Source organism: Nocardia sp. BMG111209, assembly GCF_000381925.1.
In the GTDB taxonomy this organism is placed as follows: Bacteria; Actinomycetota; Actinomycetes; order Mycobacteriales; family Mycobacteriaceae; genus Nocardia.
The window spans coordinates 563,991-577,714 of sequence record NZ_KB907309.1 but is presented as its reverse complement, the minus strand read 5'-3'; the positions used below and the strand labels follow the sequence as shown (position 1 = coordinate 577,714).

Annotated in this window: 15 protein-coding genes; 6 read left to right on the top strand and 9 right to left on the bottom strand. The window is 69.1% G+C overall.

The window, feature by feature from the left end:
• Nucleotides 1-22: 22 nt before the first annotated feature.
• On the top strand, nt 23-1,987 hold the full coding sequence (locus G361_RS0133795) for a molybdopterin-dependent oxidoreductase (protein ID WP_019931569.1): 1,965 nt from the start codon (nt 23-25) through the stop codon (nt 1,985-1,987).
• Nucleotides 1,988-2,014: 27 nt separating this feature from the next.
• Here G361_RS0133795 and G361_RS0133790 read toward each other — a convergent pair whose 3' ends face one another.
• On the bottom strand, nt 2,015-2,473 hold the full coding sequence (locus tag G361_RS0133790; protein ID WP_019931568.1) for a MarR family winged helix-turn-helix transcriptional regulator: 459 nt from the start codon (nt 2,471-2,473) through the stop codon (nt 2,015-2,017).
• 89 nt (nt 2,474-2,562) lie between these two features.
• Between G361_RS0133790 and G361_RS0133785 the strand changes: the two genes are divergently transcribed.
• Both G361_RS0133785 and G361_RS0133780 read left to right on the top strand, forming a co-directional pair.
• Nucleotides 2,563-3,969, top strand: a complete 1,407-nt coding sequence (locus tag G361_RS0133785; protein ID WP_019931567.1) for an MDR family MFS transporter — start codon at nt 2,563-2,565, stop codon at nt 3,967-3,969.
• A gap of 208 nt (nt 3,970-4,177) precedes the next feature.
• On the top strand, nt 4,178-5,038 hold the full coding sequence (locus G361_RS0133780) for a YdcF family protein (protein ID WP_196814714.1): 861 nt from the start codon (nt 4,178-4,180) through the stop codon (nt 5,036-5,038).
• Nucleotides 5,039-5,048: 10 nt separating this feature from the next.
• Here G361_RS0133780 and G361_RS0133775 read toward each other — a convergent pair whose 3' ends face one another.
• Nucleotides 5,049-6,089 carry a beta-ketoacyl-ACP synthase III gene (locus G361_RS0133775; RefSeq protein ID WP_019931565.1) on the bottom strand — a complete coding sequence of 347 codons (1,041 nt, stop codon included), beginning with the start codon at nt 6,087-6,089 and terminating at the stop codon, nt 5,049-5,051.
• Between the two features lie 105 nt (nt 6,090-6,194).
• Between G361_RS0133775 and G361_RS0133770 the strand changes: the two genes are divergently transcribed.
• A complete protein-coding gene (locus G361_RS0133770; RefSeq protein ID WP_019931564.1) occupies nt 6,195-6,779 on the top strand; it encodes a TetR/AcrR family transcriptional regulator in 585 nt (194 codons plus the stop codon).
• A gap of 9 nt (nt 6,780-6,788) precedes the next feature.
• Here G361_RS0133770 and G361_RS0133765 read toward each other — a convergent pair whose 3' ends face one another.
• From G361_RS0133765 to G361_RS0133745, 6 genes are all read right to left on the bottom strand, one after another.
• Complete coding sequence (locus G361_RS0133765) at nt 6,789-7,196, bottom strand: type II toxin-antitoxin system HicB family antitoxin (RefSeq protein WP_019931563.1); 408 nt, start codon at nt 7,194-7,196, stop codon at nt 6,789-6,791.
• A complete protein-coding gene (locus G361_RS48795) occupies nt 7,193-7,429 on the bottom strand; it encodes a type II toxin-antitoxin system HicA family toxin (protein WP_019931562.1) in 237 nt (78 codons plus the stop codon). Before G361_RS48795 ends, G361_RS0133765 begins: the two co-directional genes overlap by 4 nt.
• A gap of 120 nt (nt 7,430-7,549) precedes the next feature.
• On the bottom strand, nt 7,550-8,629 hold the full coding sequence (locus G361_RS0133760) for a nitronate monooxygenase family protein (protein WP_019931561.1): 1,080 nt from the start codon (nt 8,627-8,629) through the stop codon (nt 7,550-7,552).
• Nucleotides 8,626-9,384, bottom strand: a complete 759-nt coding sequence (locus tag G361_RS0133755; RefSeq protein WP_019931560.1) for a CoA-transferase subunit beta — start codon at nt 9,382-9,384, stop codon at nt 8,626-8,628. Before G361_RS0133755 ends, G361_RS0133760 begins: the two co-directional genes overlap by 4 nt.
• On the bottom strand, nt 9,381-10,259 hold the full coding sequence (locus G361_RS0133750; RefSeq protein WP_019931559.1) for a CoA transferase subunit A: 879 nt from the start codon (nt 10,257-10,259) through the stop codon (nt 9,381-9,383). Before G361_RS0133750 ends, G361_RS0133755 begins: the two co-directional genes overlap by 4 nt.
• A gap of 1 nt (nt 10,260) precedes the next feature.
• A complete protein-coding gene (locus G361_RS0133745; protein WP_019931558.1) occupies nt 10,261-11,025 on the bottom strand; it encodes an enoyl-CoA hydratase family protein in 765 nt (254 codons plus the stop codon).
• Nucleotides 11,026-11,081: 56 nt separating this feature from the next.
• Between G361_RS0133745 and G361_RS0133740 the strand changes: the two genes are divergently transcribed.
• Together G361_RS0133740 and G361_RS0133735 are read left to right on the top strand one after the other, a co-directional pair.
• Nucleotides 11,082-11,870 (top strand): SDR family oxidoreductase, encoded by a 789-nt coding sequence (locus G361_RS0133740; RefSeq protein WP_026343825.1) that lies wholly within the window; start codon nt 11,082-11,084, stop codon nt 11,868-11,870.
• Between the two features lie 79 nt (nt 11,871-11,949).
• On the top strand, nt 11,950-12,864 hold the full coding sequence (locus G361_RS0133735; RefSeq protein ID WP_019931556.1) for an SDR family oxidoreductase: 915 nt from the start codon (nt 11,950-11,952) through the stop codon (nt 12,862-12,864).
• 5 nt (nt 12,865-12,869) lie between these two features.
• On the opposite strand, the gene G361_RS0133730 is transcribed toward G361_RS0133735, so the two are convergent.
• Complete coding sequence (locus G361_RS0133730; protein WP_019931555.1) at nt 12,870-13,625, bottom strand: SDR family NAD(P)-dependent oxidoreductase; 756 nt, start codon at nt 13,623-13,625, stop codon at nt 12,870-12,872.
• Nucleotides 13,626-13,724: the final 99 nt, after the last annotated feature.

The following is a 13,724-nucleotide window of genomic DNA, read 5'->3' as shown; positions in this document are numbered from 1 at the left end:
GAGCCGCGTTTACCATCAGTGGATGGAGGTTCTGGGTGCATGTCCGCTCGACTGCCCCGATGCCTGTTCCTGGGTGGTGACCGTCGCCGACGACGGGCGGGCGGTCGGACTGCGGGGCAACAAACATCATCCGGTCACCCGCGGCGCGCTGTGCGTCAAGGTGAACCGGTATCTCGAGCAGGTCGACTCGCCGGATCGGATCCGTTATCCGATGCGGCGGGTCGGCCGCAAGGGCGAGGGCAGATTCGAGCGCATCAGCTGGGACGAGGCCCTCGACGAGATCGCCGACCGGCTGACCGACATCATCGACGAGGACGGCGGCGAGGCGATCTGGCCGTTCCACGGCACCGGTAATCTCGGTTATCTGCAAGGCCTGGAAGGACTTTCGGGCCGCCGGTTCTTCAACGTGCTCGGCGCGACGCTGCACAATCCGACGATCTGCTCGATCTCCGGCTCGCTGGGGCTGAAGTACACCCTCGGCACCTCCGGCGGGATGGATCCGGAGGACTTCCCGAAATCGAAGCTGATCATCCTGTGGGGCACCAACCCGCTCACCACGGGTCATCACGTGTGGAAATTCATCCAGGACAGCGGCGCCTACCTGGTCGCGATCGACCCGGTGCGCAGCCGCACCGCCGAACGCTGCGACGAACATCTCGCGCCGCTGCCGGGTACCGACGCCGCGCTGGCGCTGGGCCTGATGCACGTGATCGTCTCGCTCGGTGCGGAGGATCGGGAGTTCCTGGCCGAGCACACCGAGGGCTGGCCGCAGTTCCGGGAGCGCCTGGCGGAGTATCCGCCCGAGCGGGTCGCCGAGATCACCGGCCTGCCCGCGGAGCGGATCATCGCGCTGGGCGAGCGGATCGCCCGCACCCGCCCCACCGCGATCCGCGCCTCCCAGGGTATGCAGCGGCACGCCGGCGGCGGAATGGCGTTGCGTACCTTGGCCTGTCTGCCCGGTGTGACCGGCGACTGGGCGATTCCCGGTGGTGGACTGCACTATTCGACCAGCGGTCACTACCGGCTGAACGAATCCGGGCTGGCGCGTTTCGATCTGCTGCCGCATCCGGTGCGCACGCTGTCGATGACCAGGATGTCCGAGGGCCTGCTGGAGGCGAAGGATCCGCCGGTGCGCGCGCTGTTCGTGATCGCCGCCAATCCGGTCGTCTCCAATCCGGACCAGTCCGCGGTGATCCGGGGACTGTCCCGCGAGGACCTGTTCACGGTGGTGCTGGAGCATTTCCAGACCGACACCGCCGACTACGCCGATATCGTGCTGCCCGCCACCATGCAGCCCGAACATCTGGACGTGGTGGCGGCCTACGGCAACATGTACCTGGCCTGGAACGAACCGGCCGTCGACCCGCCCGGTGAATGTCTGTCCACCACCGAGACGTTCCGCCGCCTCGCCCACCGCATGGGCCTCACCGAACCGTCGCTCTACGATTCCGACGAGGATCTGGCGCGGCAGTTGCTGAAGGGCCACGATCTGGATCGGTTGCGCCGCGAGGGTTTCCTGCGCGTCGAACCACAGCCGGTGCCGGCCGGCAAATTGCAATTCGTGTCCGCCCGCGCGGCGGCCGCCGGCCACGACGCGCTGCCGTCGTACATCCCGCCCGCCGACACCGGCGACGGCCTGGTGCTGATCTCGGCCGCCTCCCACTATTTCGTGAACTCCAGTTTCGGCACCAATCCGGAACTACGGCGGCGGGCCGGCGAGCCCCAGGTGACGATCCATCCCGCCGATGCCGCCGAGCGCGGAATCGACGACGGCGCAAAGATTCTGGTCTACAACGAGCGCGGCGCCTTCGAGGCCGTGGCGCTGGTCTCCGACCGGGTCCGGCCCGGGGTCGCGGCGACCACCAAGGGCCGCTGGATGAAGTTCTCCCGTGGCCCCACGGTGAATGCGACCGTCGCCGAACGGGATTCGGACTTCGGCGGCGGTGCGGTGTACCACGACAACCGGATCCACATCACCCTGCGCTGAGACTCGGGTACCGCCGGGCGGCAGTGATCATTCGCCGACCGGCGGTAGCGGCCGGTAGTTCTCGTCGTAGCCCAGCGCGCGCAACGACAACCGGTGCAGCGTGGCGCGTTCCGCGGGGTCGAGGCGGGCGAGCAGTCTGTCGTGCGCGGCCTCGATCTCGGCGTCGACCTTGCGCCGGGCGGCGCGGCCCGCGTCGGTGACCGACAGGCAGTGCTTGCGGCGGTCGGAGGTGTCGCGCTGCCGGACCACCAGGCCCGCGCGTTCCAGGCCGTCGACCAGGCGGACGACCTCGCTGCGATCGATGGCGAGCGCGTCGGCGATCTCCTGCTGGGAGATCCGGTTCGCGCGATCCTCCAGGTAGACCAGCACCCAGTGTTCCCGCAGCGGCGAGCCGACCTCCACGTGCACCGCGCGATGCAACTTCCCGAAGGCGTACGAGGGGAAGCGCAGCAGTCCTTCCAGGTGGACATCGGGTGCGTCGGGCATGTGCCGATTGTAGAGCTGTTGCCGAGACCCGAGATTGTTGATAACCTCCGCAATTGAGTCTACCAACAATAATTCGAAAGGGGTGCCCGATGACGCAGACGCGCTCGGCCACCGCGGTTTCCCCCTCCGATTCGATTCCCCCGCACGTCTGGCGCATCGCGGGCGTCGTCGTGTTCGGGGCGCTGATGAGCATGCTCGACACTTCGCTGGTGAATATCGGCCTGCACACCATCGGCGCCGACCTGCATGCGAGCCTGGCGACCGTGCAATGGGTGGCCAGCGGATATCTGCTCGCGCTGGCCGTCTCGCTGCCGCTGTGCGGCTGGCTCGCCCGCCGATTCGGGCCCGCCCGGGTCTGGGTGTGCGCGATCGTCGCGTTCACGGTCGCATCCGGCCTGTGCGCGCTGGCTCCCGGTATCGGCTGGCTGATCGCCCTGCGCGTGCTGCAGGGGCTGGCCGCCGGCGTCGTGGTACCGGCCGGGCAGACCATTCTGGGTCAGGCCGCCGGGCCGCGTTACCTGGGCCGGGTCATGGCGGTGGTCGGCATCGCGGTGGTGAGCGCGCCCGCGTTCGGTCCCACCGTGGGCGGGCTGATGCTCGCCCATCTGAGCTGGCAGTGGTTGTTCCTGATCAACCTCCCGTTCGGTGTGGTCGCCTGTGCGCTCGGCCTGCGGGTGCTGCCGCGGCAGTCCGGAACCCGCAGCGGCGCGGTCGATCTCGTGAGCCTGGCGCTCGCGGGCGGCGGTGCGTCGGCCGTGGTGTACGGCCTCGGCGAACTCGGTGTGCGCGGGGCGAATCCGGTGGTGTCGGTATGGCTGCCGATCGTGGCCGGACTGTTCGCGCTGGCCGGCTTCGTATTCCGTTCGCAGCGGCGCGACGTGCCGCTGCTCGACGTACGCATGTTCCGGGACCCGGTCTTCGCCGCCGCCAACGGCGCGAGCTTCTTCGCCGGTGCCGCGATGTTCGGCCTGATGGTGTTGCTGCCCTTGTACTTCCAGATCCTGCATCACGAGAGCCTGATCCGCACCGGCCTGTTGCTGCTGAGCTACGGCGTCGGCGGGATCGTCGCGCTGCCGCTCGGCGGCCGGCTCACCGACCGTGTCGGCGGCGGCATCGTCGCCGTCTGCGGCACCGTCGTGGTGGCCGCCACCGTCGCGCCGCTGGCATTCCTGCCCGCCGCCGCGAATGCGACTCTGGTGCAGATGTTGTTGTTCGTGTGCGGAGTCGGCACGGCCTTCTCGAGCATGCCTCTGGTCAGCACCGCCTACGCCGCGGTGCGGCACGATCAGATGCCCGACGCGGCCGCCTTCGTGAACATCCTGCAACGCATCGGCGGCGCGATCGGCGTCGCGCTCGTGGCCGTGATCCTCTCCCGCGCAGCGGATTCCGGCCACGCGGCGATCTCCGGCTATCACCTCGCCTTCGGCGGGATCTGTGTACTGTCGCTGATCGCCGCGCTGGCATCGGGGGTATTGCTGCGGATGCGCCGTAACTGATTCCGATCGGCTCACCCCGCTCGGGCATCCCGCCCGAGCGGGACCGCGCTCGTGGTTCAATGAACCATCCGGCCGAAAACAGCCTGGTATCGCCTGTTTTCGGCCGAGTTTCGCGCGACGATTGAAATGGAAGATGAACGGTGCAGGCGAGCCGGCGGAGATAGTGCACGTGGTCACCGATCGAGTGGCACGCGCACTGGAGCAAGGCATGTCCGCGGTCAATCGGGACAGTCGCGAACTGACGGGCACGGCCCGCACCGCCGTCGGGAAGCTCATCGAGGGTGAGACCCGTACCGCGATACCGCTCGACTCCTCCGGCCGCGCCCTCATCGCCGACGATCGGGTGCTGGGCGGCCGGAGGGAGGCCGCCTACGACGAATGGCTGAACGGCCTGCGCGCGCGGGGCGTCGACACCGACCGGGCACTCACCCATCTGGGCACGATCTACGATTACGTGCGCCGGGATCCGGCGTGGGAGATCGAGGCCGGCCGACACTACGGTGGCACAGTCGTATTCGGCAGCCCCGACATCGGCGGGGCCGGTGTGGTCGCGAATATGGTCTTCGACCACGGTTTGGCGGGCGTGCCCGTGGTGTTCTCGGGATATCAGGGTGAGGCCGAGGCGTTCCGGGTGGCAGCCGAGCGGCTGGGCTTGGCCGCCACCCGATGCTACGAGGAACCGTTGGCCCGCAACACCGTGGAGAATGCGATCTACGGGGTCGAGGTGCTGCGAGCGGGCGGACGCGACACCTCGTCGCTGATCGCGGTGACGAACCCCTTCCACGCGCGCCGGGTGTGGGCCACGCTGATGAAGCGGCCCGAGGTGGAACACGTCAGCATGGGCGTCGCCGACGTGTCACTGGAGAACTACCTGAAGTACGGCTTCCGCACGGAATTCGAGACGGTGTCGAATCCGGACAAGATCGCCGCCAACATCACCGGCGAGATCCCGCGCTACGAGGAGTACGCCCGCAACGGCGATATGGTCGAGGTAGCCGTTCCGGACCACGTTCGTGCCGCCTACGAGGCGGTGAAGGACATATTCCGGCCGCTTCCGCCCAAATTCTGAGCGCCGCAACCTATTTCGCGATCGCGGGCAGCGTCACCACCTGACCCGCGTAGGCCAGGCCCGCGCCGAATCCCAGCAGCAGCGCGGTGTCGCCCGGTCGTGCGGCGCCGGTGCGGAGCAGTTCCTCCATCGCCATCGGGATCGAAGCGGCGCTGGTGTTACCGGTTTCGGCGATGTCGCGGGCGACGACGACGCTGTCGGGTACGTGCAACGCCTTGATCAGCGCCTCGGTGATGCGAATGTTGGCCTGGTGCGGTACGAATGCGTCCAGCTGGTCGACGGTGACGCCGGCCAGGTCCAGGGCGTCGCGGCATGCCTTCTCCAGAAAGGTCACCGCCCAACGGAATACGGCGGTGCCGTTCATCCGGATGTACGGCCGCACCGTGGTGCCGGCGCTCGCCTCCGCCGCCGCGACCTCGGCGAAATACTGCTGGAAGTCCTTGTCCTGCTTGATCGCCGCGGTCTGGCTGCCGTCCGAGCCCCAGGCCACCGGGCCGATGCCCTCCTGCTCGGCGCGGCCGACGATCGCCGCGCCCGCACCGTCGGCGAAGATGAACGCACAGGTGCGGTCGCTGGTGTCGAGCAGATCCGACAGCCGCTCCACGCCGATGACCAGCACGTTGCGTGCCTGCCCGGCGCGCACCAGATTCGCCGCGTTCGCGAGCGCGTAGCAGAATCCGGCGCAGCCCGCGGAGACGTCGAAGGCCGCGGTGTCGTGCATCCCGAGCGTGTCGGCCACCACCGCACCCGCCGACGGACCCAGCACCATCTGCGAGGACGTGGCCAGGATGACCGCGTCGACCGCCTCCGCCCCGAGATTCGCGGCGGCGAGCGCGCCGCGGGCCGCCTCGGCACTCATCGAGACGATCGTCTCGCCGTCGTCCGCCCAACGGCGAGAAGCGATTCCGGAGCGGCTGCGAATCCACTCGTCCGAGGAGTCGATCCGTTCGATGATCTCGGCGTTGGGCACGATCCGGCGGGGGCGGTACACCCCGAGGCCGAGTAGGGCGGCGTGGGCGACGGGGGTGGCGGTGGCGATATGCGCGGGCATGACGGTCCTCTCTCATGTGAACCAATCGGTTCACACCTGCTAGATTTAACATGGAACGATCGGTTCAATCAACAGATCGGTTCATTCCAGGGAGAGGAGCGCGACGTGGCGACGGCCGGCCCGCGAGCCCGACTGCTCACGAACACCATCGCCACGGTGCAGGAGCACGGTGTGCACGCTGCCGGGCTCACCGAATTGCTCAAGCGCAGCAACGCCTCTCGCAATTCGCTGTATCAGCACTTCCCGGCCGGTAAGTCCCAGTTGGTCGAGGCCGCGGCCCGCATCGTGGCGCGCGTGGTCTACTCCCACGTGAGCGCCACCGCCGACGCCCTGCAGACCGCCGCCGGCCCCGAACAATGGCTCGACCAACTCTTCGGCTTCTGGCGGGTTCCGCTCGAGGTCAGCGATTATCGCGAGGGTTCGTTCATGATGGCCGCCGCCCTCGACGAACTCGACCCCGACGTCCAATCCGTCGCGGGCCACGCCTTCGCCGAATGGACCGCCCGCCTCGCCGACGGCCTGATGGCCGCCGGCATCGAGCAGGCCCCCGCCTGCGCCATCGCGGGCCTGCTGCTGTCGGTCATCGAGGGCGCCATCGTCCAGAGCCGGGCCCTCAAGTCCACCCGCCCCTTCGACGACGCCCGAACCCAACTCGCCCTACTCCTCAACCACCACCTGGACCGGCGCTGAGCGTGGTGGTCAGCCCCGGTGCCCGGTGATCTGCGAGACCCGCTGCGGACTGATGCCGAGGATCATCGCGGTATCGCGCACGCCCATACCGTGTTCGGTCAGCAATCGCACGGCGTCGGCGGTTCGTTGCGCGGCCTCGGCGGCGAGAGTGTCGGCGCGAGCGCGAATTTTGCGCACCGTGAGCGCGGTGGCGTCGATCAGGCGGTCGCCGGTGTCGAAGGCCCAGTCCAGCCGCAACTCCGGCAGGTTTTCCTCCGGCAGGTCCGCGGTGAGGACGATCACCTCGCGCACCGATTGCTCCAGGCCGGACAGGCTTCGCGAGAAGGTGTGCGCGCCGGACAGTTCGGGAACGTCGGCCAGCCAGTTCTTTCCCTCGCGGGTCACCACGACCAGATAGGTTCGGTCGACGTCGTTCACGGGCGCTCTCCTCTCAACCATCCTGATCCGAACGCGGGCGCGAGGTCGCGCTCGATCGCCCGCAGCGTTCCGATCGGCATATCGCCGGAATGCTGGGGCACGGTTGTGTGCGCGGTCGCCGACTGTCCAGTGTCTAGCTCATAGACGATTCGGTACCGTCTATGTGATCCTACCTGCCGGACGGACACGCCACCAAGCTGCTCGATTCTCCGATTTACTCCCCTGGCGTCCATGCCGCATGTCTACTGCCCCGGATCTTTTCTATCAAATGGATAGACGAATTTTGAGCGTGTTGTGTGGTGCGTCGAAAAAGTGGTCTGTTATGAGGATCGCGGCGGCGCTGTCCGCGGGGTTCAGGCCGTGGGCTGGGTGGTGCGCAGGGCGGCGAGGGCGTCGATGCGGGCCACGGCGTCGGTGACGATGTGGTCGATGAGTTCGGCGACGGTGGGCAGGTCGTCGATGATGCCGGTGACCTGACCGGCGGCCAGCACGCCGGCCTCCGTATTGCCTTCCACCAGACCGGCTTTCAGCAGCATGGGGGTGTTGGCGGCCATGATCACCTGGGACCAGGTGAGGTCCTTGGTCTTTCGCATGGCGAGGCCGTCGCGGATCAGGGCGGACCAGGTCATGCCGGTCATGCTCTTGAAGCGGGCGGCGTTGGCGACGGCGGCGGTCAGGCCGCGCCAGCTGCCCGAATGTTCCAGGCGGTCCACCAGTTCCGTGTTCAGGACGCGGTGGGGCATGCCGTCCACCTTCAGGGAGACGACGGTGTCCCCGAGGCCGCGGCTCAGGTATTCCTGTTTGATCGCGTCGGGGACGGTGCTCTCGCGGGTGAGCAGGAAGCGGGTGCCCATCGCGACGCCCGCGGCGCCGTAGGACAGGGCCGCGGCCAGGCCGCGGCCGTCGAAGAAGCCACCGGCGGCGACCACCGGGATGTCGACCGCGTCCAGGACCGAGGGCAGCAGCAGGGTGGTGGCGACCGGGCCGGTGTGGCCGCCGCCCTCGCCGCCCTGCACGATCACGGCGTCGGCGCCCCAGGAGGCCACCTTCACCGCGTGCTTGGCGGCGCCGATCGACGGAATCACCACCACACCGGCATCTTTCAGCCGCGCGATCAGTTCCTGCTTCGGGGCCAGGGCGAAGGAGGCCACCTTCACCTGTTCGCGGATCAGCAGTTCGATGCGCTCGGTGGCGTCGGCGGCGTCGGCGCGGATGTTGACGCCGAACGGTTTGCCGGTGTGCGCCTTGGTCTTCGCGATCGCCGCTTCGAGTTCGGCGAAGGTCATCGTGGCCGAGGCGAGGATGCCCAGACCGCCGGCGGCCGCCGTGGCGGCCACCAGCCGGGGACCCGCGACCCAGCCCATCCCGGTCTGCACGACGGGGTGTTCGATGCCGATCAGATCGGTCAGCGGGGTCCGCAGCCGCGCCGTCACGCCGAGACCTCCTTGTCGCGAAGTCCCTTGGGATCCAGCACGTTCCGGATCAGCCGCAGTTCCTCCTCGGTGGGCCACCGGGTCGGCTCGGCGGTATCCAGGCCCGCGACCTCGAAGGAGGTGTTGGCGGCGACCTCCTCGGCGGTGACGCCGGGATGCAGCGACAGCGCGCGCAACGTGTGGTCCGGGCCGCCGAAATCGAACACGCCCAGATTGCTGACCACCCGGTGCAGGTGGTGGAACCGGAACGCCGGATTCGCGGGATCGACCTTGTCGTAACCGATTCCGGAGACGATGTCGACCCGGTCGGTGAACACCCGGGTGGTGTGGCGGGGCACGAAGTAGCTGGTCGGGTGGTTGATCGTATTGCCGGGAGCGCCACGCACGCCGAACATCTGGCGCTTCGGCTGTTGCAACGGGCCGAAGGCCGAGAGGTTCTGATTACCGTGCCGGTCGATCTGGTTGGCGCCCATGACGACATGACGGCGGCCGGAGGCCACCACGTCGAAGACCTTGCCGAACGGGATCCAGCCCTCGATCGGGGCCTTGGCGCCCAGCGCGGGGGTCTCGGCCAGCAACAGCGCCTCGCCGTCGGAGATCAGCAGATCCGGTTCGAAGGTGAGCCGGGCCAGCCGGGCGCCGATGATCGGCGTCGGCGACATCGGGCTGGCCATGATCTCGCCGGCGCCGCGGAAGATCTCGGCGCAGGCGATCGCGCACACCTCGGCGCGGGTGCCGGTGGTGGTGTCGTTCACTGCTGCTCCTCGGCGAAAGTGCGGACGGCCGACTGGTATTCGGCCTCGGAGACGTCCAGGTACCGGGACTTGAACTCGGCCCACGACTCCGCGGTCGCGGCGGCGGCCACGTAGTGGCGCTGGAACCGCTCGTCGCGGCCGTAGCTGCCGGAGAAGGTGAAGTGCGCGCCGCCGGGCGCCTCGACCACCGCGTCGACCATCATCCGATTGAGGATGATCGCTTGCTGCGGAACGGCTTTCACCAGTTCCTCGGTCTCCACCACCCGGTCCACCGACAGATAGCGGCGCTCGGCCGCCAGGCAGAACAGGTCGTCCATGTACGGGTCGACGCCGGTGTAGGCCGCGTTGCCGTGCTTGTCGCCGAGGTCCAGGTGGACGAAGGCGGCGTCGAGAGGTAGAGCGGGCATGGCGATCAGGGTTTCGGTGCGGCCCTCGGCGTCCGGATAGGGGGACTGCACGGTCCGCAGTTCGCCGTCCCAGAAGTTCACGACATCGGAGCCGAGGCCGGCCCGGATCGGCAGGAACGGCAACCGCGCGGCGGCGGCCTGCAGACCGCATTTCACCATGCCCTCGTCCATCTCCCGGGCCACGATCTCGCCGCCGGTGCGGGCCGCGGCGAACCACGGATCGTAGAAGGGCGCCGAATCCAGGGATACGAAGCCGTAATACGCCTTGCGCACCTTCCCGGCCGAGCACAGCAGGCCGAGATCGGCGCCGCCGTAGGTGACCACGGTGAGATCGGTGACGTCGGAGCGCAGGATCGCGCGGACGAAGGCCAGCGGCTTGCGTCGCGAACCCCAGCCGCCGATACCGATGGTCATACCGCTGCGCAGGCCGGAGACGGCCTCTTCCAACGAGATTCGCTTGTCCCGCATATCAGTTCCCCGCCTTCCGGGCCGCCAGGTCGGCATCGAACCGGGCGCGGATCTCGTCGGCCACCCCGGCCAGATTCAGTTCGAAGGTGAAACCCTGCTCGTATCGGTAACTCCGGTGCACGTCCTGCGGGTCGATACCGTTGAGTGCGCGTTTGGCGGCCCGGATCACCCGGCCGTCCTTGGCGGCGATGTCCTTCGCCACTTCCATTGCCGCGGCGTCCAATTCGGCCCGCGGCACCACCTTGTACACCGAGCCGAAGTGGTGCAGCTGGGCGGCGGTGACGGTGCCCGCGGTGAAGAACAGCGTCCGCATGAGGTGCTGCGGTACCAGCCGGGACAGGTGGGTGGCCGCGCCGAGGGCGCCGCGCTCGACCTCCGGGAGCCCGAAGGTGGCGTCGTCGGCGGCCACGATCACATCCGCGTTGCCGACCAGGCCGATCCCGCCGCCGAGGCAGAAGCCCTGCACCGCCGCCACGACGGGGACCTCGCAGTCGTACACCGCGCCGAAGGCCGCGTAGCAGCCGGTGTTGTGGTCGATCAGGGTCTGATGCCCGGGATTGCGCTGGATCTCCTTGATGTCCACCCCGGCGTTGAAGCCGCGGCCCTCCGCACGCAGCACCACGACCTTGGTCTCGGGATCGCGACCGGCCTCGCGAACGGCGTCGGCGAGGGCGAACCAGCCCGCGGCCGGGAACGCGTTGACCGGCGGGAAGTCGATCGTGACGACCTCGATCCCCGAGGTCTCGGTGTGACGGTTGATCCCCATCGCATGTCCATTCGTTGGCCAAACAAGCAAGTGCTTGGTAGGTTAGCACGGTGGCAATCGAATTGGATCTCTCCGGATCCGTCGCCCTGGTCACCGGTGGGGTGCGGGGCGTGGGGGCGGGCATCAGCCGGGTCTTCCTGGAGGCCGGGGCGACCGTCGTGACCTGCGCACGCCGCCCTCCGCAGGCGCCGATCACCGGCGCCGGCGGTACGGCGGAGTTCCTGCCGTGCGATGTGCGTGACGCCGCCGCCGTGCAGGAACTGGTCGAGGCGATCGTGGCGCGGTACGGCCGCCTCGACCACGTGGTCAACAACGCCGGCGGAGCGCCCTTCGCGCCCACGGCCACCGCGAGCCCGAACTATCACGACAAGATCGTGCAGCTGAATCTGATGGCGCCGCTGTGGGTTTCGCGCGCCGCCAATACGGTCATGCAGCAGCAGCCCGCGGGCGGTTCGATCGTGATGATCTCCAGCGTGTCCGGGCACCGCCCGTCCCCGGCCAGCGCCGCCTACGGTGCCGCCAAGGCCGGACTGGACAGCCTGGTCACCTCGCTGGCCGTCGAATGGGCGCCGAAGGTGCGGCTGAATTCGGTGATCGTCGGCATGGTGCGCACCGAGAACAGCCATCTGCACTACGGCGACGAGGCGGGTATCGCCGCCGTCGCCGACACCGTGCCGCTGCGCCGGCTGGCCACCCCCGAGGACATCGGCCGTTGCGCGGCGTTCCTGGCCTCACCGCTGGCCGGCTACGTCACCGGCGGCACGCTGCTGGCGCACGGCGGCGGCGAGCGTCCGGCCTTCCTGGACGCCGCCACCGCGGGCAACGTGGAGACGGCCGGGCACTGAGCCGGAACACCGTTTCGCGCAACGACATCCGACAGCGCCCGAATACGCAGCGGGCACGAGGGAAACGAGAACAGCCGACATGACCGAGAACACCCCCCTGTGCGCCGGGCGCACCGTCATCGTGACCGGCGCGGGCCGCGGCATCGGCCGCGCGCACGCGCTGGCCTTCGCCGCCGCGGGCGCGAATGTCGTCGTCAACGATCTGGGCGCCGAACTGGACGGCGCGCCGAGCGCCGATTCGCCTGCGGCACAGGTGGTCGCGGAGATCGAGGCGCTCGGCGGCCGGGCCGTCGTGAACGGTGACGACGTCGCCGACTGGGCCGGGGCGAAGCGGCTGATCGCGCAGGCCGTGTCCACGTTCGGCGGCCTCGACGTGCTGGTCAACAACGCGGGCATCGTCCGCGACCGCATGCTGGTCAATCTCGGTGAGGACGAATGGGATTCGGTGATCCGCGTCCACCTCAAGGGGCATTTCGCCACCATGCGGCACGCCGCCGAGTACTGGCGCGGTGAGTCCAAGGCGGGCCGCCCCGTCGCCGCCCGCATCGTCAACACCAGCTCCGGCGCGGGCCTGCAGGGCGCCGTCGGCCAGGGCAACTACGCCACCGCCAAGGCGGGTATCGCCGCGCTGACCATCACGGCCGCAGCGGAATTCGGGCGCTACGGGATCACCGTGAACGCCATCGCGCCCAGCGCGCGCACCCGCATGACCGAGGCGGTGTTCGCCGAGACGATGGCCCGGCCGGAGGAGGGCTTCGACGCGATGGCGCCGGAGAACATCGCACCGCTGGTGGTCTGGCTGGGCAGCACCGATTCGGCCGGTGTCACCGGCCGCATGTTCGAGGTCGAGGGCGGCAAGGTGGCCCTCGCCGACGGCTGGCGGCACGGCATTCCGGTGGACCGCGGCGCGCGCTGGGAGCCCGCCGAACTCGGCGCCGCGGTCCGGGATCTGATCGCGAAAACCGCGCCGCCCGAGGCCGTCTACGGGGCCTGAACCGGCTACCAGGGCAGGGTGCCGTACTCCGTACCGTCGGAGGCGCCCCACAGGTATCCGGTGAACTGCCCGCTGGGGCCGCCCGCGGGCCGGGTGAGCGCCGCCACGATCGGCTCCGCACCCTGCGCGGCGGTGCGGAAACCGCTGTGGCCGTTGAGATCCGTGGCGGTGTAGCCCGGGTTGACCGCGTTCACCCGAATCGGGGTGTCCCACAACTCCTTCGCGTACTGCGCGGTGATCATGTTGAGCGCGGTCTTCGAGGTCGGATAGGGGATGGCCGCCATCGGCCACAGCGGGCCGGCGGGATCGGTGGTCATCGTGATCGAGCCGACCTCGCTGGACACGTTGACGATGCGGGCCGCCGGTGCGCGCCGCAGCAGCGGCAGCATCGCGTTGGTGACGGCGACGACGCCGAAGACATTGGTCTCGAAGACCTGTCGCAACGTAGCCAGGGTGGTCGTGGAGGGCTTGCCGTCGCCCTCGAACGCGCCGGTGACGGCCGCGTTGTTGACCAGCACGTCGAGTGCGCCGAAGCCGGTCTCTACCGTCGCCGCGGCCGCGGCGACGGAATCCGCGTCGGTCACGTCCAGCGGGACGAACCGGGCGTCCGCGCCGCCCGCCCGCAGTTTCGCGGCCGCGGCCTCGCCGCGCCCGGCATCGCGGGCGCCGACCAGCACGGTGAAGCCGTATTCGGCCAACTGCCGGGCGATTTCGTAGCCGATGCCCTTGTTGGCACCGGTGATCAGAGCTGTTTCGGTCATGCCCCCACTGTTCGCGCCGCACCCGGCGCGTGGGAGGACCAAGCTGTACCACCCAGGGCCGCTCCCGATCGCCGACACTGGAACGGACACCGACCGGGC